Raw genomic sequence first — 20,429 nt, 5'->3', positions numbered from 1 at the left:
ACGACGATGGCGCAAGACGACGACCAGACAAAAATCAGCCGCCGGCAGATCGTCGGCACCGCCGCACTGGGCGCGGCCGGCGTAGCCGGCAGCATTGGACTTGGCAAGAGCGTCGAGACCGCGCCGGCCGCCGCGCAACCACGTTCGGCCCAGGGCGCCGGCAAGGCGGAGGTCGCCCCCGGCGAGCTCGACGAATACTACGTGTTCTTCTCCAGCGGCCAGACCGGCGAGCTGCGGATCATCGGCATGCCGTCGATGCGCGAGCTGATGCGCATCCCCGTCTTCAACCGGTGCAGCGCCACCGGCTGGGGCCAGACCAACGAGAGCCGCAAGATCATGACCGAGGGGCTGCTGCCGGAGACGCGCGAGCGGCTCAAGGACAGGCTCGGCATCTGGATGAACGGCGACTGCCACCATCCGCACATGTCGTTCACCAATGGCACATATGACGGCCGCTACATCTTTATCAACGACAAGGCCAACACCCGCCTCGCCCGCATTCGCACCGACGTGATGAAATGCGACAAGATCATCGAGCTGCCGAACCAGTACACCATCCACGGCATGCGGCCGCAGAAGTTCCCGCGCACCGGCTACGTGTTCTGCAACGGCGAATATGAGGTGCCGCTACCGAATGACGGCAAGGTGCTCGACGACAAGTCGAAATACTGGTCGATGTTCTCGGCCGTCGACGGCGATACCATGAAGGTTGCCTGGCAGGTGATCGTCGACGGCAATCTCGACAACACCGATTGCGACTACCAGGGCAAATATGCCTTCTCCACCTGCTACAACTCGGAAAAGGGCGTTACCTTGGCCGAGATGACGGCAAGCGAGCAGGACTGGGTGACGATATTCAACATCAAGCGCATCGAGGAAGCCGTCAAGAAGGGCGACTTCAAGGAGATGAACGGCGTTCCCGTCATCGACGGCCGCAAGGGCTCGCCCTACACGCGCTACGTTCCGGTCTCGAACAGCCCGCACGGCCTCAACACCGCCCCCGACGGCATCCATGTCGTCGCCAATGGCAAGCTGGCGCCGACGGTCACGGTGATCGACGTCCGCCTGATCGACAACCTGTTCGACGACAAGATCAAGCCGCGCGACGTCGTCGTGGCCGAGCCGGAGCTCGGCCTCGGGCCGCTGCACACCGCCTTCGACGGCCGGGGCAATGCCTACACTACGCTGTTCCTCGACAGCCAGGTCTGCAAATGGAGCATCGATCTCGCCAAGCGAGCCTTCAAGGGCGAGAAGGTCAACCCCATCATCCAGAAGCTCGACGTCCACTATCAGCCGGGCCACAACCACGCCTCGATGGGCGAGACCAAGGAAGCCGACGGCAAATGGCTGCTGTCCTTGAACAAGTTCTCCAAGGACCGCTTCCTGAATGTCGGGCCGCTGAAGCCGGAAAACGACCAGCTGATCGACATCACCGGCGACAAGATGGAGCTGGTGCACGACGGCCCGAGCTTCGCCGAGCCGCACGACGCCGTCATCGTGCACCGCTCCAAGCTCGAGGGCCGCGTGACCTCGATCTGGAAGCGCGACGACCCGTTCTTCGCCGACGCCCGCAAGCAGGCCGCAGCCGACGGCGTCACACTGGAGAGCGACGCCAAGGTGATCCGCGACGGCAACAAGGTGCGCGTCTATATGTGGTCTAGCGCGCCCGCCTATGCGCTCGAGAAGTTCGAGGTCAAGCAGGGTGACGAGGTGACCGTCTATGTCACCAACATCGACGACGTCGAGGATCTGGTGCACGGCTTCTGCATCGTGAACTACGGCGTCAACATGGAGATCGATCCGCAGCAGACCTCGTCGGTGACGTTCATCGCCGACAAGCCCGGCGTGTACTGGTATTTCTGCACATGGTTCTGTCACGCCATGCACATGGAAATGCGCGGACGCATGCTGGTCTCGCCGCAGAACGCGTGAGCGATGCGGCGCATGCGCCATATCAAGACTCTGGGGCTGGCGGCGCTCGTCGTCGCCGGCCTGCCCTTCCGCGCAACAGCGGCGACACGACAGATCGCGGCCGATATTGCCGACTTGCAGGGCGTCCTCGATCGCGCCGCCGACGGCGATGAGATCGCGCTGGCCGCAGGCACCTATCGCGGGCCGCTGCGGATCACCCATCGCCTGACACTGACGGGCGCGCACGGCGCGGTGATCACCGGCGATGGGCATGGGAGCGTCATTACCGTCACGGCACCGGGTACCGTCATTCGAGGCTTCGTCCTCAAAGGATCCGGCCGCTCGCTCGAGAAGATGGATTCCGGCATCTTCGTCGACCAGGGCGCGCACGACACGCTGATCGAGAACAACCGGATCGAAGGCAATCTGTTCGGCGTCTATCTGCACGGATCAGCCAATGCCATGGTCCGCCACAACAGCATCATCGGCCTGCGCGCGACGCTGCCCGGCGGCACCGGCAATGGCGTTTCGGTCTGGAACGCGCCGGGCGCCAAGGTGATCGACAACGACATCCGCTATGGCCGCGATGGCGTGTTCGCCATTACCAGCCGCAACAACACGTTCAGCCACAACCGCTTCAGCGAGCTGCGCTTTGCCGTCCACTACATGTACGCCAATGACGGCGAGATCACCGGCAACGTCTCGGTCGGCAACATCATCGGCTACGCGATGATGTTCTCGAAGAACCTGGTCGTGAAGGACAACGTCTCAGACCACGACCGCGATCGCGGCATGCTGTTCAACGCGACCAACGGCTCGCAAATCTCCGGCAACAGCGTGATCGGCGGCTTGCAGCCGGCGGAGCGCTGGGCGACCGCCGAGAACCGCGGCACCGACGAAGGCGTGCCGCTGACCGACAAGAGCGTGTTCACACCGAGCGGCGGCGTCCGTCCCGGCCCCGAGAAATGCGTGTTCATCTACAACACGAACAACAATCGTATCACCAATAACTGGTTCGAGGGCTGCGAGATCGGCGTGCACTTCACCGCCGGCTCCGAAGGCAACGACATCCGGGGCAATGCCTTCGTCAACAACGCCAGCCAGATCAAATATGTCGGCACCCGCCATCTCGACTGGTCGAAGAACGGCCGCGGCAATTACTGGAGCGACAATCCCGGCTTCGACCTCAACGGCGACGGCGTTGCCGACACCGCCTACCGGCCGAACGATCTGATCGACCGCGTGCTGTGGACGGCGCCGGCCGCCAAAGTCCTGATCAACAGCCCGGCCGTGCAGGTCATCCGCTGGGCGCAGGCGCAGTTTCCGGCGATCCTGCCCGGCGGGGTGGTCGATAGCCATCCGCTGATGTCGCCACCGCCGGCGCGCCGCACTGCCGCCGGGAGCAGCGCCCGATGAGCGCGACCGTCCATATCGCCGACGTGATCAAGCATTACGGCAAGGTCGAAGCCGTCAAGGGCGTGTCGTTCGATCTCGCGGCCGGAGAGATGGTGGCCCTGATCGGCCACAACGGCGCCGGCAAGACCACGCTGATGAAGATGATGCTCGGCCTGATCCGGCCGACCAAGGGCACGATCGCGCTGCTCGGCGAAAACCCGGCCGCCGGCGAGTTCTCCTCGCGGCGTCGGCTCGGCTATCTGCCGGAGAACGTCGCCTTCGATGCCGCGCTCACCGGCCGCGAGACGCAAACCTTCTACGCCCGCCTCAAACGCGAGCCGGCGAGCGGCGCACTGGCGCTGCTCGATGTCGTCGGGCTGGGCGACGCTGCCGGGCGCCGCGTCAATACCTACTCGAAGGGCATGCGCCAGCGGCTTGGCCTGGCGCAGGCGCTGATCGGCCGGCCACGCGTGCTGCTGCTGGACGAGCCGACCACCGGTCTCGATCCCGAACTGCGCCAGACGTTCTACGAGGTGATCCAGAAGCTCGCCGCCGAGGGCACGACGGTGCTGCTGTCATCGCATGCGCTGACCGAGCTGGAGGAGAGGGCCGGCCGTGTCATCATCATGAACAAGGGACTCAAGGTCGCCGACGGCACGCTCGACGAACTGCGCCGCCTCGCGCGACTGCCGACTCGGATCCGGGTCAAGGTCGCTGACCTGCCGCTATCCGGCCGGCCCTCGTGGCTGCCGGAGGCGACCTCCTATCGTCGGATCAACGGCCACATTGTCGAGATCGACGCGGCGCCGGACGAGAAGATCGCTCTGCTGCGCCGTGCGACGGCCGAGGGCACCGCCGTGCAGGATCTCGAGCTCATCCCGCCCAATCTCGACGAGCTCTACGCGCATTTCCTGCGCCACGCGGAGCGTTCGCAATGAATGCCGTGATCACCATCGCCGCGAAGGAAATCCAGCAGGCGATCCGCAACCGCTGGGTGCTGGCGTCGACCCTGCTGCTGGCAGGGCTCGCGCTGTCGCTGACCTTTCTCGGCAGCGCACCGACTGGCACCGTGGGCGCGCGCGCACTCGACGTCGTCATCGTCAGCCTGTCGAGCCTGACCATCTTCCTGATCCCGTTGATCGCGCTTTTGATCTCGCACGACGCCATCGTCGGCGACATGGAGCGCGGCACCATGCTGCTGCTGCTCAGCTATCCCGTGGCGCGCTGGCAGGTGCTGCTCGGGAAGTTCCTCGGACATCTTGCCGTGCTCGCCTTCGCGACCTGCCTCGGCTATAGCGCAGCCGCGGTGGCGCTGCTGATCGCCGGCAGCCACTTCGACAGCGACGGGCTCACGGCCTTCGCCGCGATGATCGGCTCCTCCGTTCTGCTTGGCGCGGTGTTCGTCGCGATCGGCTATCTGGTCAGCGCAGTCGTGCGCGACCGCGGCACCGCAGCGGGTGTCTGCATTGGCCTGTGGCTCGCGCTCGTCCTGATCTACGACATGGCGCTGCTCGGCCTTCTGGTCATCGACCAGGGCCGCAACGTCTCCGGCGGCCTGCTCAGCGCGCTGCTGCTGCTCAACCCGACCGACGCCTACCGGCTGTTCAACCTGACCGGCTTCGCCAATGTCAGCCTGTTCTCCGGCATGGCCGGGCTCGCCGGCAGCAGTACGCTGTCGGTTGAGGTGCTGCTCACCGCGTTGGTGCTGTGGACGTTGGTGCCGCTCGCAGGCGCCGCGCTGGCCTTCTCCCGGAGAGAGCTATGAAACGCCTCGCTTACGCCGGCGCGCTCATCGTCGCCTTTGCGCTCGCCGCCTGCAACGACAAGCAGGCCGCCGCGCCGCCGCCGCCGGTCAAGCTGACGGCGGAGGCGATCGGGCATTATTGCGGAATGAACCTGCTCGAGCATTCCGGCCCCAAGGGACAGATCTTCGCCGCCAGCCTGATCGAGCCGGTGTGGTTCTCCTCCGCGCGCGACGCCATCGCCTTCACGATGCTGCCCGACGAGCCCAAGGAAATCCAGGCGATCTACGTCTCCGACATGGGCAAAGCCGCGAGCTGGGACAATCCGGGCGCCGACAATTGGGTCGAGGCGCGCAAGGCGGTGTTCGTGATCGGCAGCCGGGTCAGGAGCGGCATGGGCAGCGACGAGGCGGTGCCGTTCTCGGATCGGAGCGCGGCCGAGCGATTCGCTGCCGAGCACGGCGGCCGCATCGTCGGCTTCACCGGGGTGCCGCGCGACTATGTGCTGAGCTCGCCCGACGACAACGCCGTTACGATCCAGCCGGGCCACAAGGACACGCCTGAGGTGCAACGATGACAAATCAGCTCTCGCGTCGGCGCTTCATCCGCATCAGCGCCGCATTGGCGGGCCTCGCGGTCGCTCCTTCCAGGGCGCATGCGGCCGACAGCACAAGCGGACTGGTCGAATGGCGCGGCACGCTGCTCGGCGCCGTCGCCACGATCAAGCTTCATCACCGCGACCGGCAAGAAGCCGAACGGCTGATCACGGTCTCGATCGGCGAAGCCCGGCGGCTCGAGCGCCTGTTCAGCCTGTATCTGGAGCAATCGGCGCTGGTGACGCTGAACCGCACCGGCGTGCTGGTGGACCCCGCGCCCGAGCTGGTCGACATCCTCACACGCTCGCAGCGCTACGCCGCGATGACCGACGGCCGCTTCGACCCGACCGTGCAGCCGCTGTGGACGCTCTACGCCGATCATTTTTCGCGCCCGGATGCCAATCCCGACGGCCCGCCGCAGGCGGCCGTGCAAGAGGCGCTGACGCGGGTCGGCCATCAGCGGCTCGGCGTCAGTCGCGATCGCATCGTCATGCCGCGCGGCATGGCGCTCACCCTCAATGGCATCGCGCAGGGCTATGTCACGGACAGGATCGTCGAGCTGCTGCGCGGCGAGGGTGTACAGCACAGCCTGGTCGACATGGGCGAAGCCCGCGCCATCGGCGCACGGCCGGACGCGCGGCCCTGGGAGGTCGGGATCGCCGACCCTGACAATCCCGATCGGATCGCCGCGATGCTACCGATCATCGATCGGGCCGTATCGACGTCAGGCGCCTATGGCCTCCGCTTCGATCCACAAGGCCGCTTCAATCATCTGTTCGATCCGCACAGCGGCGGCTGCGCGCAGCGCTATCGCAGCGTGACCACGGTCGCCGGCAATGCAACGGCGGCGGACGCGCTCTCGACCGCGTTCAGCCTGATGTCGGAGCCCGAGATCCGTGCACTGCTGCCCCGCACCGAGATCGAACGTGTTCACCTGATCGACGCGGCTGGAGCCGCAGTCGACCTCGTCGGCTGAGTCCGTCTCGTCTGCCGTCGGATCGCAATCGGGAACGTCGCATCAGCTAGAATCGTGCGGCCATCTCGGCGAGCCGCCTGTGCGCCCGCTCACGTGCGGCGGCGGTGTGCGTGGCCGGTCCGCTGGTCGGCCCGATCGCCACGAAGTGGAGGTCGCGAAGACCCATGAAGCGCAGCGCCTCGCGCAAATAGGGCGTCGCGAGGTCGGTCCGCCCCCGGCTGATGCCGGTGGTGAAGTCGCCGCCGCTGGCGAGGATCACCAGCGTCGGACGATCCTTCAGGAGCGGCAGGTAGCCACGCGACGGATCGAAGTGAAAGGTGAGGCCCGGCTGATTGATGATGTCGAGCCAGTGCTTGAGTTTGTAGGGAATGCCGAAATTCCACATCGGCGTCGAGATCACGACGCGCTCGGCCAGATCGAGCCGCACCGCCATGCGTTCGGCCGCCGCGAACGCCCCGCGCTGGCCGTCGGTGAAGGCGCGGCCGCCCATGCGGGCATACTTCGCCTGCAAAATCTCACCGTCGAACTCCGGCAGATTCTCGCGCCACAGATTCATCTCGTCGACGTCCCATCCCGGCCGCGCCTGCCTGAAGCGGTCCAGGAAGGCGCGCGCGCCGGCGCTGGATTCCGAATCCGCCCGCGGCGAGGCGACGAGATGCAACAGCTTTGGCATGCCTCACCCAAGTGCCCTGATCACCGCGTCGGCCGTGGTCACGACAGCAACATTCTGCATGGCGAAGTTGATCGACGCATTGTGCCAGTCCGCGTTCATGGTCGAGCAGCAATCCTCCGGCACCACCATGAAGTAGCCCTTGTCCGCCCCGGTCCGCGCGGTGTGCTCGACCGACATGTTGGTCCAGGCGCCGGTGTTGATGATGACGTCGCGCCCGGTGGCCTTGAGAATGGTCTCGAGCCGCGTGCCCTCCCAGGCGCTCATCCGCATCTTCTCGACGACGAAGTCCCCGCTCCGCGGCTCCAGCCCCGCGACCGGCGCGGCCCCCCAGCTGCCGCGCACCATCGCCCTGCTGTCGACCAAACCCTCGAACAACGGCGCGTTCAGGGTCACGCCGGGGGCGCCGGGCTCGACCACGAACCAGACGTGAATGATGACGACGCCGCGCGCGCGGGCGGCCTCAGCGAGCCGCCGGACATTGTCGATAACACGCTGCTGCCTGGCGTGCCCCGGCGCTCCGGACTCGGCAAAGGCGCCGCCGTCCATGATGACGTCGTTCTGCAGGTCCTGGATGATCATGGCGCAGCGGCGCGGGTCGAGCTGCATGTCGCCAGCAGCGAGCTGCGGGGCCGAAGACGCGGTGGCCGGCGCGGCGTTGCTGCCAGTCCGCCCGCTCATATACGTCTCGTGGCGCGGACCGATCTTGGTTGCGATCGCGTAGACCGAATGCGTCGCGGTCAGATAGAGCGTGCGGAAATCAGCCCCGCCCCAGGCGAGGTTGGCGACGAGCTCCGGCACGCGGACCTTGCCGAGCAGCTCGCCGCCGGGCGCGTAGACCCAGACGCCGCCGGGAGCGGTGACCCAGACATTGCCGCGCTGATCGCACTTCATGCCGTCGGGCACGCCGGGCTCGAGCTCGGAACGGATGCCGCTTGCAAAGATGCGTCCGTTCGACAGCGCACCATCGCCGCCGACGTCGAACACGCGGATCACCGCCTGCACCGTGTCGTTGACGTAAAGCAGTTTCTCGTCCGGCGAAAAGCACAGCCCGTTGGGCTGGTCGAACAGATGGCGGTCAACGAGCAGCCGCGGCGGCCCGCCGCCCGGCGCCACCCGGTACACGCCCTGGAAGCCGAGCTGGCGCTGCCGTTCCACGCCATAGACCGGCATGCGGCCATACCACGGATCGGAGAAGTAGATCGCCCCGCTCGAGTGGACGCACACGTCGTTGGGGCTGTTGAGTTCCTGGTTCTCGAAATGCGACGCCAGGATCTCGCGGCGGCCGTCGGGACGCTCGCGCACCAGCGACGACGTCGCGTGTTCGCAGACGATCAGGTTGAGCTCGGCATCATAGGTCATGCCGTTGCACTTGTTCGAGGGCCGCCGCATCTCGACCACGCCGCGCTTCGCATCCCAGCGGCGGCGGACATCAGCCGGCATGTCGGAGAACAGCAGGAACTGCTCGACGGGATGCCAGATCGGCCCCTCCGTGAACTCGAAGCCGGTCGCCACCTGCGCCACCGGCGCGTAGGGGTCGACCAGGGTCTCGAACTCAGGGCGCAAGGTCACGTGTGTCATCGTTGTGCCTCGTGCGGATCACGCCGGGAACCAGTGCCGCTGCGGCAGCGACTGCACGATCGGACCCGGCACCTGGTCATGCAGCCGCCCCGTTACGACGCCGCCTTCGATCTTGGCGGGACGATCATGCACCGGCAGCAGATAGCGCGAGCTCGACAACAGCTTCTTGATCGCCGCCTTCTCGGCACGCTTGGTGGTGCCGTGATTGCCGGTGGTGCGCGGCTCGCCATCCTGGATCTCGTTGAACGGCGTCACGATCTGGTCGTTGAAATCGTAGATGACGTCGCCGCAGATGGTGGCGATGCCGTCGGCGGTGTGGACGTGGATGTTCATCGAGCCCTCGGTATGGGCGTTCGCAGCATCGCAATAGACGCCCGGCATCAGCTCGACCGGGCCGGTGAGCTCGAGGTCGAGGAAGCGCAGCGCGCTCTTGGTGTGCAGCCGGTCGATGAGATGCTTGATGTCCGGCGCCGGATATTGCGGATGCATCAGGCCGGAGACGGAGTATTCGAGCTCGCGGCGGTTGAGCACGACCGTCGTGTTCATCGGGAACAGGTCGTCCTTGCCGGCGTGATCGATGTGCAGATGGGTGTGGCAGACATAGCGGACGTCGCCCATGCGGACGCCGTGGCGCGCCAATTGGTTCTCGATCATGTTCTCATGGTACTGCAGCCCGCGCATGCCCAGCGTCTCCATGATCTGGTTGGAGCGATAGCCGGTATCGACCACGACCGGATACGGCCCGCCCAGGATCAGGAAGCCGAGCGTCAGCACCCGGCGGGTGCGGCCGCAATCACGACCGAGCACGAGGAAGCTCGATTCGAGCTCGATGTCACCATAGTCGAGAATCTTGATTTCCAGCGCCATGAGCGTTCCCTGTTGCTTTTGTTGTCGTTGCAGGCGGTATCATCCCAGCCGATAGACGCGCTGCGCCGTCCCTCCCATGACCTGCGCGCGTGCATGCTCGTCGAGGTCTTGGATGGCAGCCTCATAGGCTCCCACCAGTGCGCGATAGTCGGTCCAGAGCTTCTCGATCGGAAAATTCGAACCGAACAGGCAGCGCTCGGGCCCGAACATTCCGATCGTCTCCCGCACCACCTCGACAACATGCGCCGGATCGTTGCGGCGAATGAAGGTGCCGAGGCCCGAGAGCTTGCTGACGACGTTGCTGCAGTTCGCCAGCCGCTGCATTCCGGCTCGCCATTGATCGCGACCATGTGCGGACAGGTCCTCCGGCATGCCGGCGTGCTGAAGGATGAAAGTCACGGACGGACAGCTCTCGGCAAGCGCCGCGGCGCCAGCCATCTGCGGCGCGAAAACCTGCAGGTCGAAGGACCAGCCGTAGTCGGCGAGCCGCGCGATGTTGGCGCGGATATGGGTATCGCTGCAAAGGTCCGGGGACGAAGCGAAACGATAGAGCGGGTTCTCATGCCAGTGGAGCTGCATCCGGACCCCGCGGAGCAGCGGGTAGCGCGCCAACCGGTCGAACTGCGGCCGCGCATCGTCGACGCTCAGATCGGCATAGGCGACGATCGCATGCGGAAAGCCGTGCTGCTCAGAAGTTCGCTGCACCCAGGCGGCCTCGTCCTCGAAGCCGTCCTTGGTCCAGTTGGTCTGCACATAGACCGACTTCCTGACGCCGCTGCCGGCGGTGTCGTCGAGATATTCCCCGATCGCGTAGTCGCGCCGGATCGGCTCGTAGGGGCCAAAAATCCGCGGCTGCATCGGCCCGACCAGCCATGGCAGATCGGCCTGCCGCCAGATGTGATGATGTGCATCGACGTATCCGGTCATGCCGCCCTCCTCTGTGCCAGCGACAGCACATGCGCGACGATGGCCTCGTCCGACCCGCCGGCTGCGATGTCGTCGACGAATGGCGCGACCGCCTGCAGCGCCTCGGTTTGAGGCTTGAAGCCTGGCCCCGTCGCGAGCGGCGTCAGCCAGCTCAGGCGCCAGGCGCGCAGCGACAGCTTCCACACGGCGTCACGGAGCACGTGATGGTCACCACGCTCGAGCCCATCCGAGATGACCAGCACGGCGGCGCCCCGCGCGTAGGTCGAGAACCGCGGCACCGCGAGGAAGGCCTGCAGCGCCTCGCCGATACGCGTGCCGCCGTCCCAGTCGCTGACGAGATGAGAGGCAGCGAGCAGCGCCTGCTCGCGCCGCTTGAGCCGCAAGGGCCGCGTCACACGTGTCAGCCGTGTCCCAAGCGTGAACACCTCGGCCTGGGGTACGGCCTGCACCAGCACGTGGGCGAGCCGCATGTTGTCCTCGGTCCGCGCCTTCATCGAGCCGGAGACGTCGATCAACAGCAGCAATCGTCGCAATCGAGGCCGTCGCTTCAGCCGCCGCAGCGACAGCACCTCACCCTCGCGCCTTACGCTCTCACGCAGGGTCCGTCGCAGGTCGACGAAACTGCCGCGCCGCGCGCGCATGCGCCGATGGCCGCGCCGCTTCGGCAGCTTGGCACGCGCCTGGCGCGCGAGACGCTGCAGGACGTTGCCGCCTGTGGTCGCAGCCAGGCGGCGCGCGACCAGCGCCTCGGCACGCGTGGCCGCCAGACCGGACTCGTTCTGCTCCTCGGCGATATCGGGATCGACAGCGCCGCTCCCTTCCTCCTGGAGACGCACGACATCATCCTGCCTGTCGCTCTCGCCGAAGGCCGTCGCCTCGGCAACGCCGAAATGGATGTCGAACAGCAGATTGTAGGTCGCAAGCCGCTCGGGCGGCGGCGCCAGGGTCGCCGTCCCGGCCCGCCGGATATCGTCGAGGCTGGTCGGCCCCAGCAGTTCGATCGCAGCGAGAAAGGCGGTGGTCTGCTCGGGTGCGATCGCGAAGCCGTTCCGCCGCAGCAGCGCAGCGAACGTCACGAAGATCTCAGTCGCCTGCGGCAGGCGGGACTCGCTCATGTCATCGCCTCCGCGAGCATCGCGTCGAGCCGCGGCGCGATGAAGGACAGATCCTCCTCGTCCTTCAGCGCCACGCCGATCGATCGCCTGAACGCATCCGGCCAGCGCGCGCCGGTCTGGTTGAGCAAGGTCGCGGCCTCGGCCCAGTCGACGGCCTCGGCGATCCCCGGCGCCTTGCTCAGCGGCTCGCGCCTGAGCTTCGCCACTGCAGCCACCACGGCCCGCGCGGTCGCCTCGGCAACACTGGAGGCCCGCATCATCACGATCCGCGCCTCGCGCTCCGCATCGGGATAGTCGATCCAATGATAGACACAGCGGCGGCGCAGCGCTTCGTGCAGGTCACGAGTCCGATTCGAGGTCAGCACCACGATCGGCCGCTCGGCGGCACGGATCGTGCCGCGCTCTGGAATCGAGATCTGGAAGTCGGAGAGGAATTCGAGCAGGAACGCCTCGAACTCCTGGTCGGCGCGATCGATCTCATCGATCAGCAGCACCGTCGAGTCGGGCGCACGCAGGCAGGCCAGCATCGGCCGCTCGATCAGGAACGTCTCACCATAGATGTCGATGCTCTCCTCGCCGGCCTGGCGGATCGCGAGCATCTGGCGCGGATAGTTCCACTCGTAGAGCGCCGCCGCGGCGTCGATGCCTTCGTAGCATTGCAGCCGGATCAGCTTGCGGCCGAGCACTGCAGCGATCGCCTTCGCCGCCTCGGTTTTTCCGACGCCGGGTGCGCCTTCCAAGAGCAGCGGCTTGCCCAGCGCGAGGGCGAGATAGGCCGCGGTCGAGAGCCCGTCATCGGCGAGATAGTAGGCCGCCCGCAGTGCCTTTTCCAGCGCCTGCGGCGAGTCGATGCCGACGATGTTGCTGCGGACCACCATGCTGCGTCACCGCCGCGTCTGTGGCCGGGCGCCACCCTGGGCCCTGATCGCGCGCAGCACCTTCTCCGGCGTGATCGGCAGCTCGTCGATGCGCACGCCGACAGCGTTGAAGATCGCATTCGCGATGGCAGGGAGCACCGGATTGGCGCACATTTCGCCAGGGCCCTTGCCGCCGAACGGCCCGTCGGGCGCCGGCCGCTCCAGCACGGCGATGTCGTGCGGACAGATGTCGCCAGGTCCCGGCATCAGGTATTCGACGAAGTCGCGCGGTCCTTGCTTCGGGTCCGGGTAATACGGCTCCGTCGTCTCGTAGAGCGCGTGGCTCATGCCCATCCAGGCGCCGCCGACCAGCTGCTGCTCGACGAGGCGGGGATTGAGCGCGCGTCCCAGCTCATAGGCACTGTCCATCCTGACCACACCGACCTCGCCGGTCTCGTCATCGACCTCGACCTCGGCAACGAGACACGCATGCGCGTAGCAGGTCGCCGGGGACATTTCGCCGGTCTCGGGATCCACCTCCGACAGCGGCACCAGGAAGATGCCACGGCCGGAGATCGTCTTGCCCTGACGGAACTGCGCGGCGATGGCGACGTCCTTCACCGAGATCGAGCGATGCGGCGCGCCCTTGACGTGAATGTTGCCGCGGCCATCGGTCTCGAGATCGCTGGCGTTGACCTCGAGCTCCTCGGCCGCCGCCTCCATCATGACGCCGCGCGCCTCCTTGGCGGCAGCCATCACGGCATTGCCGACGCGATGCGTGCCGCGCGAGGCGAACGAGCCCATGCAATGCGGGCCGGTGTCGGAATCGGCGGTGTCGACATAGACGTCCTCGACCGGCACGCCGAGCGTCTCGGCGCAGATCTGCCGCGTCACCGACTTCATGCCCTGTCCGAGATCGATCGAAGACAGCGCCACGGTGAACTTGCCGCTGGGATTGGAGTGCACCAGCGCCTGGCTCGGATCGCCGCCGAGATTCATGCCGATGGGATAGTTGATCGCCGCCATGCCGCGGCCGAGGTGCCTGGTCATGTCAGCGCCTCCTCGTGCCGAATACCGACGAGAACCGCGTCGCGCCGTGTGCGGGAGCCGGTGCCGGGCTCTGTGGGGGTGGTGACGGCGGCTCAGGAGGTGGAGAAACCGGGAGCCCCCGGTCATAGCTCGTGCGCTGCTGCGCCGGCGCAGGCCGCGCGCTCACCGGCTCACGCGGCGTGGAGGGAACGGCGGCCCGCGCGCCGCCGCCGTCCTTGCGCGACGACATGCGGCGGAATTCCTCGCGGATCGGCCATTTGGCCTTCTCGGCCGCAACCTGGACGCATTCGATCAGGGCGGTGTTCTTGGCCTCGCGGCGATGCGCCTTCATATCGCCGTCGCGATAGGCGTTGAGGATACGAAACTCCATCGGATTCATGCCGATCAGATGCGCGAGCTTGTCCATCTGGCATTCGAGCGCGAAGTCCATACCGGTGATGCCGAAGCCCCGCATCGCGGTGGCCGGCGTGCGGTTGGTGAAGATACAGTAGATGTCGCCATGGACGTTCGGGATCGTGTAGGGCCCCGGCAGGTGCGCGGCACATTTGACCACCGCGTAGCTCGACAGCCGCGTATAAGCGCCAGAGTCGAAATAGCCGCGGATCTGGCGCGCCACGATGCGGCCGTCGCGCATGACCCCGTCCTTGATGTAGATGCGCTCGGCGCCGCGGGGCGGCCCGAACTGCATCTCCTCCTCTCGCCCGAGCACGTAGCGCACCGGGCGCCCCGTCAACATCGCAGCGAGAATGGCGAGCGGCTCGGTCAGCGTGTCGACCTTGCCACCGAAGCCGCCACCGACCGTGCCGCCGATGAAGTGGAACGTGTTCGACGGCAGATCGAGGATCTTGGCGCAGGTGTCGAGCGAGAAGAACAGCGCCTGGGTCGAGGTATAGACCACGTAGCGGCCGTTGGTGTCGGGCGCGGCGATCGAGCCGTTGGTCTCGACCGGCGCATGCTCGATCGGAGACATCTGGTAGCGCTGTTCCAAGACATGATCGGCGCCGGAGAAGCCACGCTCGACGTCGCCGAAGCGCAGCTTCTGATGATCGTAGCGCTCGTGATAGGTGAATGTGTTCTTCGGATAGGTCTCGTTGACGACAGGCGCCCCCGGCTTCAGCGCCTCCTCGACGTCGAACACCGCGGGCAAGGTCTCATAGTCGACGCGTACCCTGGCCGCCGCCTCGGCTGCCGCGCGCGGCGTCTCGGCGACCACGGCGATGATCGGCTCGCCGCGGTACCGCACCTTGTCGACGGCGAGCGTCGGTTCGTCGTCCTTGCCGAAATTGATCAGGCTGAGCAGCGTGTTGAGATTGCGCGGCACGTCGGCGCCGCGGATGATCCGCCGCACGCCCTCGCTCCGCTCGGCCTCGCTGGTGTCGATGCGGCGCAGCCGCGCATGCGGCTGCGTGGATCTGACGACCTTCAGATGCAGCATGCCCTGCAGCTTGTGATCGTTGAAATAGGTCGATGTTCCCGTGACATGGCCCAGCATGTCCTGGCGCTGGGTGCCCTTGCCAACCTCGTTGAGATTGTCGTCGCGCTCGTCGGCGAAGATGTCCTTGCGCAATTCCAGCATGGCGATCCCTCCTCACGCGCTCGCGCGCAGCGACGCGGCCGCCGCCAACACCGCATTGATGATCGGCTCGTAGCCGGTGCAGCGGCAGACATTGCCGGAGATGGCCTCGACGACCTGCTCGCGGCTCGGCTGCGGGGTCTTGTCGAGCAGGGCCTTGGCCGCCATGATCATGCCCGGCGTGCAATAGCCGCATTGCGCGGCGAAGCCGTCGGCGAACGCCCGCTGCAGTGGATGCAGGTTCGGCCCGGCCTTGATGCCGTCGAGCGTTTCGACCGCACGGCCCTCGACGGACTCCGCCAGGGTCAGGCACGAGAGATGAGCATCGCCATCGATCAGCACCGTGCAGGCGCCGCATCCGCCCTGGCCGCAGCCGAATTTCGGCGTGACGTCACCGATCATCTCGCGCAGCACGACCAGGAGGTTGGTGCCACCTTCGACGAACAGCGCGACGTCGCGGCCGTTATGCCGGAATTGAAGGGGAGTTTTTGCCATGGCCTAGCTCTCCTGCCCCGACAGCAGCCGCCGCAGATGCACGCCCACGACTTCGCGGCGGTACCACGCGCTGGCCAGCGAATTGTCCGTGGGAGCTGTCCCCTCGCCCGCCGCCGCAGCCGCCGCGCTGATCGCGGTCGCATCGAACGGCCGGCCTTCGAGCGCGCGCTCGGCCGCCTTGGCGCGGATGGCGGTCGGGGCCATCGATCCCAGCGCGATCCGGGCCCCCGTCACGCGACCGCCGCCGAGGGGAACATGCGCGGCGATCGTGATCACAGATCCGCCCTTCGGCTTGATGCGGGCGATCTTGCGATACCGGAACGCATCCACCGATGCCGGCCGAATGCAGGAGACCGCGACGACCAGCGCACCAGCCTGGCGATCGCGCGACTGCAGAAACTCTTCCAGCGGCATGTCCCTGACGCCGAAGCCGCCCTGCACCGAGACCGTGCCGTCCAGCGCCAGCAGCGCCACGGTGAAATCGCCGAATGGCGCAGGTGCGAACAAATTGCCGCCGACGGTGCCCATGTTGCGGACCGCCGGCCCGCCAATCGAGCGCGCCGCCGGATGCAGGAACGCAAGCTCGCGCTCGGCCAGCACGCGGGCAAAAGTGACCGCGGCGCCGATGCGGATGCGCGCGCCCGCCGCATCGATGCTCTGCAGCGCGCGGTCGGTCGCGCGGACCACGGTCGCAATCGAGACGTCGCCTTCGTTCAGATCGCGCATCACCAGCGTGCCGCCGCCGAGATAGCGGGCTGCGCGATCGGACGACAGCGCCGACGCCGCGTCGCTCGCGGCCTGAAACGTCTTCACCGTGACCGGCATCGGTTCACCTCTTGCTCATGCCGCCTGCTTCAGATGCGATCGGATCGCCTCGAAGCCGGCCTGGTAGATGTCTTCCGCCACCATGCGCGTCAGAGCCTCGGCCTGCTCGGGCCGCGTCGTGAAGCGGCTCTCCCAGTGCCAGAAGGTGCGATCACCATCGGTGACCGGCAGCAGCCGGACATGGGCGACGTAGTTGAACAGCTGGATCGGCGTGTCGAGCAGGCAGTAGCTGAAGCTCTGTTCGAGATCGGACAGCGCCAGCAGTTGCTCGCGCAACTCCGACCCGTCCTTGAGCCGGAAGCGCCTGACGCAGCCGATCTTGTCGGACGTCTGCGAGCGCTCGATCGCCGAGGTCGCCACCGCCGGGTGCCAGCGATCATGACCGTTGAAGTCGCGCAGCACCTCCCACACCCGGTCAGTCGGCGCGTCGATGATGGTGCTCTTGACGACGTGCGGCACGGCGTCAGCCTCCGAACGCCCGCTTGAGCGCATCGAAGCCGCCCTGGAACACGCCGCCGCCGATCGAGCCGGCCAGGTCGGCCTCGCGCTCCGGGGCGCAGTCGAATTCGGCGGTCCATTCCAGGAAGGTCTTGTCGCCGTCGGTAACCGGCGTCAGGCGCAAGGTCGCGACGTAGTTCGACACGCCCATCGGCGATTCCAAAATCGAATAGGTGCAGAACATGTCGTAGTCGGACAGGCCGAGCAGCTTCTCGCGGATGCGGTCGCCATTGCGCAGCCTGAAATCCCTGACACAGCCGATCTTGTCGGCGGGCTCGCCGCCCTCGATGCGGCTCTCGGCAATCGCCGGATGCCAGTTCGGCAGGCCGTTGAAATCGCGCACCCGCGCCCACACCCGGTCGTTGCGGGCATTGACGACGGTGGAGACGTAGACTCTCGCCATGGTGCCTCACCCCTTCTTGCGCGGACCGCGGTCGGCTGGCGGCTCGGATGGGCTGGCATCATTTGCTCCACCTCCGCCGCCTGCATCCTTGCGCGCGGACGTCTCTTTCCGGATGCCCTGCATGTCCCTGGCTTCGCGGATCAGGCCGGGCATCTTGGCGAGGCTGCCGCCCTCGACTCCGATGTCGGAGAGGATGGAGTCGATCAGCGGCGCCTGCACGCGGTAGCGCAGCGCGGAGTCGATCACCTCGTCGGTCGCGCTGCGGCCGCCATTGCCGTTGCCGCCATTGCCGTTCAAGCCGTCGACCTGCAGGATGCGGATGCCCTCGATCTTCTCCATCGGCTTGACGCTCTCGCGCACGATGCCCTCGATGCGGTCGAGCAGCTTGCGCCGGAACAGCGAGTAGCGCGCCTGATCGGTCAGGACGTTCTCGGCCTCGTTGAGCAGCTTCTGCGCTTCGGCTTCGACCGCGGCACGAACCCGCTCGGCCTCGGCCGCGATCCGCGTCTCTTCGGCCTGCTTCTCGGCGAGCAGCACCTCGACGGTCTTACGGCGGCGGGCGATCTCGCTCTCGCGCGCGGTGACCACTTTCTCTGCCGCTTCCGTTGCGCGCGTGCGCGCCTCCTCGGCCGCGACCTTGGCCGCGGATTCCTCCAGCGACTTCTGATACAGCGCGATCGCCTTCTCCATCAGCGCAGTCTCGACGTCCTTCTCGCGATTGACTTCGAGCTTGCGCAGCTCGCGCTCGCGGCCGATGCGGGCCTCGTCGAGACCGCGATCGGAGGCGATGCGGGCGCGTTCGACCTCCTCACGGGCCGCGATCTCGGCCTCCTGCAGCGACTGGACGCGCGCGACCTCGAGCTGCTCGATCGCCCGGCGACGCTCCAGCCGGACAGCCTCCAGCGCCTGCTCGCGCGAGACATCGGCGGTCTCGACCTGCTTGCGCGCAACGATCTCGGCTTCCTTGACCTGGCGATCCGCATCGATGCGCTCGGCGCGCTTGGCAGCGAGCTCGATCACGCGGGTTTCGTCGGCGAGCTCGATCGCCTTCTTCTGGTCGATGTTGAGCACCTCGCGCGTCCGCGACGAGGCGATGCGCTCGGCCTCCAGCGCCAGCTCGACCTCGATGCGACGCCGCTCGACCGCCTCCCGACGCTTCAGATCGGCGGCCTCGACGGCCTCCGTGCGCTCGATCTCCAGGCTGCGCGTCTCCTTCTCCGACTGGATCCGCTTGGCTGTTACAGCCAGCTCCTGGGCGATGCGGGCCGCTTCGATCGCCTCGCGCGAGGCGATGTCCGCCTCCTCGATGGTCCGGATGCGCGCGATCTCCAGCGCACGCACCCGCTCCTCCTGCGCGATGCGGCTGGCTTCCGTCGCCTCGCGCGCGGCGATGCCGGCGATCTCGACGCCCTGGTTGCGCTCGATCTCCAGCTTGCGCGTGGCGTGCTCGGCAGCGATCCGTTCCGCCGACAATGCCTGCTCGCGCGCGATCCGGGCGGCCTCGACCGCCTTCTGCGCTTCGATCTCGGCCTCCTGGATGTTGCGCACCTGGGCAATCTCGGTGGCGCGGGTGCGCTCGTCGGAGCTGATGCGCTCCAGATTGACGATCATGGTCTGCGCGATGCGCGCCTTCTCGGTCGCCTCGCGCGCGGCGATCTCCGCCTGCTCGACCGCGCGGGTGCGTTCGATCTCGCGGCGGCGTGTCTCCTCGTCATTGGCGATGCGCGCATCGGAGACGACGCGATCCTGCTGGATCCGCGCCTTCTCGACCGCCTCGCGCGCCGCGATCTCTGCTTCCTCGATGGTGCGGGTCCGCTCGATATCGCGTTGGCGCACCTCGCGCTCGGATTCGATCCGCGCGGCATCGATGGCCCGCTGATTGGCGATACGAGCCTTCTCGATATCCTCGCGCGCCAGCAGCTCCCTCTCTTCGACGGCACGCGTCCGCTCGATCTCGCGCTGCCGCGTGTCGCGCTCGGCCGCGATTCGGGCCTCGGCAATCGTCAGCTCGTTCGCGATCCGCGCCTTCTCGATCGCCTCGCGCGCCATGATCTGTGCCTGCTCGGCCTCGGTCTCGCGCAGCGCCCGCTCGCGCGCCACTTCCGTCCGCTGCAGGGCGCGGCGCATCTCGATGTCGCGCTCCTGCTCCAGCCGCGCCGTCTCGCTCTCGCGCTCGATATCGAGCGCCTCGCGCTCGGCTTCGAGGTTGCGGGTGCGAATCTTGATCATCGAGTCCTGCTCGATGTCGTTGCGCAGCTTGCGCTTGCTCTCGATGTCCTCCATCAGCCGCGTCAGACCCTCGGCATCGAACCGGTTCGAGGGGTTGAAGAATTCGAGGTCGGTCTGGTCGAGATCGGTGATCGCGACCGATTCCAGCTCCAGGCCATTCTGCGCCAGCGCCTCGGAGGCGGCCGCCTTCACGCGGGACACGTAGTCGCCGCGCTCCTCGTGCATCTGCTCCATCGTCATCTCGGCCGCGACCGCGCGCAGGGCGGAGATGAACTTGCCGGAGAGCAACGCGTGCAGTTTTTCCGGTTCGAGCGTGCGCCGGCCGAGCGTCGCGGCCGCAATCGACACCGCTTCCCTGGTCGGCTGCACACGCACGTAGAAGTCGGCTTCGACGTCGACCCGCATGCGGTCACGCGTGATCACGGCGTCCTGCTTCGCGCGCGTGATTCCCATCGGCAGCACGTTCATGTTGACCGGCGTATAGTCGTGAATGAACGGCATCACGAAGGCGCCGCCATTGATGACGACGCGCTCACCCATGAAACCGGTTCGGACGAAGGAGACCTCCTTCGACGAACGATGATACAGCCAGTTGACGATGTAGACTGCGACCACGATGACGATGATCGCGATGATCAGCCAAAGGATCAGCTCACCGATCAGAACCCCGGACATCTCATTCCTCCCTCAGTCTCCGTCCGGCGAGCGTGGCGCCAAGC

At 66.8% G+C, this 20,429-nt stretch carries 19 protein-coding genes; 6 read left to right on the top strand and 13 right to left on the bottom strand.

Annotated features, from left to right (window positions below; all coding sequences use genetic code 11):
* The first annotated feature begins 6 nt into the window (after positions 1–6).
* Genes nosZ through ACQR1H_RS15710 form a run of 6 tightly spaced genes read left to right on the top strand, consistent with a single transcriptional unit; the run spans position 7 to position 6,620 of the window.
* Positions 7–1,932: a TAT-dependent nitrous-oxide reductase gene (nosZ, locus tag ACQR1H_RS15735; RefSeq protein ID WP_316216182.1), complete on the top strand. Its 1,926-nt coding sequence runs from the start codon at positions 7–9 to the stop codon at positions 1,930–1,932.
* 3 nt (positions 1,933–1,935) lie between these two features.
* Positions 1,936–3,327, top strand: a complete 1,392-nt coding sequence (locus ACQR1H_RS15730; protein WP_316180586.1) for a nitrous oxide reductase family maturation protein NosD — start codon at positions 1,936–1,938, stop codon at positions 3,325–3,327.
* Positions 3,324–4,244 (top strand): ATP-binding cassette domain-containing protein, encoded by a 921-nt coding sequence (locus ACQR1H_RS15725; RefSeq protein ID WP_434887628.1) that lies wholly within the window; start codon positions 3,324–3,326, stop codon positions 4,242–4,244. The genes ACQR1H_RS15730 and ACQR1H_RS15725 overlap by 4 nt, the downstream gene beginning before the upstream one ends.
* On the top strand, positions 4,241–5,071 hold the full coding sequence (locus ACQR1H_RS15720; protein ID WP_315802967.1) for an ABC transporter permease subunit: 831 nt from the start codon (positions 4,241–4,243) through the stop codon (positions 5,069–5,071). The genes ACQR1H_RS15725 and ACQR1H_RS15720 overlap by 4 nt, the downstream gene beginning before the upstream one ends.
* Entirely contained in the window at positions 5,068–5,625 is a 558-nt protein-coding gene (locus tag ACQR1H_RS15715) for a nitrous oxide reductase accessory protein NosL (RefSeq protein WP_434887627.1), read from the top strand. The genes ACQR1H_RS15720 and ACQR1H_RS15715 overlap by 4 nt, the downstream gene beginning before the upstream one ends.
* Positions 5,622–6,620, top strand: a complete 999-nt coding sequence (locus ACQR1H_RS15710; RefSeq protein WP_434873049.1) for an FAD:protein FMN transferase — start codon at positions 5,622–5,624, stop codon at positions 6,618–6,620. The genes ACQR1H_RS15715 and ACQR1H_RS15710 overlap by 4 nt, the downstream gene beginning before the upstream one ends.
* 46 nt (positions 6,621–6,666) lie before the next feature.
* Here the strand turns inward: ACQR1H_RS15710 and ACQR1H_RS15705 are convergent, their stop codons facing one another.
* The 13 genes from ACQR1H_RS15705 to ACQR1H_RS15645 are packed head-to-tail and all read right to left on the bottom strand — an operon-like array spanning position 6,667 to position 20,385.
* Positions 6,667–7,293 carry an FMN-dependent NADH-azoreductase gene (locus ACQR1H_RS15705; RefSeq protein WP_315802964.1) on the bottom strand — a complete coding sequence of 209 codons (627 nt, stop codon included), beginning with the start codon at positions 7,291–7,293 and terminating at the stop codon, positions 6,667–6,669.
* Positions 7,294–7,296: 3 nt separating this feature from the next.
* Positions 7,297–8,871, bottom strand: coding sequence for an isochorismatase family protein (locus ACQR1H_RS15700; RefSeq protein WP_434907808.1), 1,575 nt, complete (start codon positions 8,869–8,871; stop codon positions 7,297–7,299).
* An 18-nt stretch (positions 8,872–8,889) separates the two neighbouring features.
* The gene (locus ACQR1H_RS15695) at positions 8,890–9,738 is read right to left on the bottom strand and encodes an MBL fold metallo-hydrolase (protein WP_315802962.1); all 849 of its coding nucleotides are present in this window, start codon (positions 9,736–9,738) and stop codon (positions 8,890–8,892) included.
* Between the two features lie 39 nt (positions 9,739–9,777).
* Positions 9,778–10,665: an amidohydrolase family protein gene (locus ACQR1H_RS15690; RefSeq protein ID WP_434907807.1), complete on the bottom strand. Its 888-nt coding sequence runs from the start codon at positions 10,663–10,665 to the stop codon at positions 9,778–9,780.
* Positions 10,662–11,780: a VWA domain-containing protein gene (locus tag ACQR1H_RS15685; RefSeq protein WP_434907806.1), complete on the bottom strand. Its 1,119-nt coding sequence runs from the start codon at positions 11,778–11,780 to the stop codon at positions 10,662–10,664. The genes ACQR1H_RS15690 and ACQR1H_RS15685 overlap by 4 nt, the downstream gene beginning before the upstream one ends.
* Positions 11,777–12,658, bottom strand: coding sequence for an AAA family ATPase (locus tag ACQR1H_RS15680; protein WP_434887623.1), 882 nt, complete (start codon positions 12,656–12,658; stop codon positions 11,777–11,779). Before ACQR1H_RS15680 ends, ACQR1H_RS15685 begins: the two co-directional genes overlap by 4 nt.
* Before the next feature lie 6 nt (positions 12,659–12,664).
* Positions 12,665–13,687, bottom strand: a complete 1,023-nt coding sequence (locus ACQR1H_RS15675) for a xanthine dehydrogenase family protein molybdopterin-binding subunit (RefSeq protein ID WP_434907805.1) — start codon at positions 13,685–13,687, stop codon at positions 12,665–12,667.
* 1 nt (position 13,688) lies between these two features.
* A complete protein-coding gene (locus ACQR1H_RS15670; protein ID WP_434887622.1) occupies positions 13,689–15,263 on the bottom strand; it encodes a xanthine dehydrogenase family protein molybdopterin-binding subunit in 1,575 nt (524 codons plus the stop codon).
* A 12-nt stretch (positions 15,264–15,275) separates the two neighbouring features.
* A complete protein-coding gene (locus tag ACQR1H_RS15665; protein ID WP_315802956.1) occupies positions 15,276–15,755 on the bottom strand; it encodes a (2Fe-2S)-binding protein in 480 nt (159 codons plus the stop codon).
* A 3-nt stretch (positions 15,756–15,758) separates the two neighbouring features.
* The gene (locus tag ACQR1H_RS15660; RefSeq protein WP_434907804.1) at positions 15,759–16,580 is read right to left on the bottom strand and encodes an FAD binding domain-containing protein; all 822 of its coding nucleotides are present in this window, start codon (positions 16,578–16,580) and stop codon (positions 15,759–15,761) included.
* A gap of 15 nt (positions 16,581–16,595) precedes the next feature.
* A complete protein-coding gene (locus tag ACQR1H_RS15655) occupies positions 16,596–17,039 on the bottom strand; it encodes an SRPBCC family protein (protein ID WP_315802954.1) in 444 nt (147 codons plus the stop codon).
* A gap of 4 nt (positions 17,040–17,043) precedes the next feature.
* On the bottom strand, positions 17,044–17,481 hold the full coding sequence (locus ACQR1H_RS15650) for an SRPBCC family protein (protein ID WP_315802953.1): 438 nt from the start codon (positions 17,479–17,481) through the stop codon (positions 17,044–17,046).
* A gap of 6 nt (positions 17,482–17,487) precedes the next feature.
* A complete protein-coding gene (locus tag ACQR1H_RS15645; RefSeq protein ID WP_315802952.1) occupies positions 17,488–20,385 on the bottom strand; it encodes a flotillin family protein in 2,898 nt (965 codons plus the stop codon).
* Positions 20,386–20,429 lie beyond the last annotated feature (44 nt).

Origin of the sequence: Bradyrhizobium sp. HKCCYLRH2015 (genome assembly GCF_051168215.1) — a bacterium.
In the GTDB taxonomy this organism is placed as follows: domain Bacteria; phylum Pseudomonadota; class Alphaproteobacteria; order Rhizobiales; family Xanthobacteraceae; genus Bradyrhizobium.
The sequence above is the reverse complement of the archived record's forward strand: the minus strand, read 5'-3'. Positions and strand labels throughout refer to the sequence as shown.

What these genes read in the sequence shown, in the direction of transcription:
- nosZ (WP_316216182.1), top strand. Translation starts at nt 7, where the DNA reads ATGGCGCAAGACGACGACCAGACAAAAATCAGCCGCCGGCAGATCGTC.
- ACQR1H_RS15730 (WP_316180586.1), top strand. Translation starts at nt 1,936, where the DNA reads ATGCGGCGCATGCGCCATATCAAGACTCTGGGGCTGGCGGCGCTCGTC.
- ACQR1H_RS15725 (WP_434887628.1), top strand. Translation starts at nt 3,324, where the DNA reads ATGAGCGCGACCGTCCATATCGCCGACGTGATCAAGCATTACGGCAAG.
- ACQR1H_RS15720 (WP_315802967.1), top strand. Translation starts at nt 4,241, where the DNA reads ATGAATGCCGTGATCACCATCGCCGCGAAGGAAATCCAGCAGGCGATC.
- ACQR1H_RS15715 (WP_434887627.1), top strand. Translation starts at nt 5,068, where the DNA reads ATGAAACGCCTCGCTTACGCCGGCGCGCTCATCGTCGCCTTTGCGCTC.
- ACQR1H_RS15710 (WP_434873049.1), top strand. Translation starts at nt 5,622, where the DNA reads ATGACAAATCAGCTCTCGCGTCGGCGCTTCATCCGCATCAGCGCCGCA.
- ACQR1H_RS15705 (WP_315802964.1), bottom strand. Translation starts at nt 7,293, where the DNA reads ATGCCAAAGCTGTTGCATCTCGTCGCCTCGCCGCGGGCGGATTCGGAA.
- ACQR1H_RS15700 (WP_434907808.1), bottom strand. Translation starts at nt 8,871, where the DNA reads ATGACACACGTGACCTTGCGCCCTGAGTTCGAGACCCTGGTCGACCCC.
- ACQR1H_RS15695 (WP_315802962.1), bottom strand. Translation starts at nt 9,738, where the DNA reads ATGGCGCTGGAAATCAAGATTCTCGACTATGGTGACATCGAGCTCGAA.
- ACQR1H_RS15690 (WP_434907807.1), bottom strand. Translation starts at nt 10,665, where the DNA reads ATGACCGGATACGTCGATGCACATCATCACATCTGGCGGCAGGCCGAT.
- ACQR1H_RS15685 (WP_434907806.1), bottom strand. Translation starts at nt 11,780, where the DNA reads ATGAGCGAGTCCCGCCTGCCGCAGGCGACTGAGATCTTCGTGACGTTC.
- ACQR1H_RS15680 (WP_434887623.1), bottom strand. Translation starts at nt 12,658, where the DNA reads ATGGTGGTCCGCAGCAACATCGTCGGCATCGACTCGCCGCAGGCGCTG.
- ACQR1H_RS15675 (WP_434907805.1), bottom strand. Translation starts at nt 13,687, where the DNA reads ATGACCAGGCACCTCGGCCGCGGCATGGCGGCGATCAACTATCCCATC.
- ACQR1H_RS15670 (WP_434887622.1), bottom strand. Translation starts at nt 15,263, where the DNA reads ATGCTGGAATTGCGCAAGGACATCTTCGCCGACGAGCGCGACGACAAT.
- ACQR1H_RS15665 (WP_315802956.1), bottom strand. Translation starts at nt 15,755, where the DNA reads ATGGCAAAAACTCCCCTTCAATTCCGGCATAACGGCCGCGACGTCGCG.
- ACQR1H_RS15660 (WP_434907804.1), bottom strand. Translation starts at nt 16,580, where the DNA reads ATGCCGGTCACGGTGAAGACGTTTCAGGCCGCGAGCGACGCGGCGTCG.
- ACQR1H_RS15650 (WP_315802953.1), bottom strand. Translation starts at nt 17,481, where the DNA reads ATGGCGAGAGTCTACGTCTCCACCGTCGTCAATGCCCGCAACGACCGG.
- ACQR1H_RS15645 (WP_315802952.1), bottom strand. Translation starts at nt 20,385, where the DNA reads ATGTCCGGGGTTCTGATCGGTGAGCTGATCCTTTGGCTGATCATCGCG.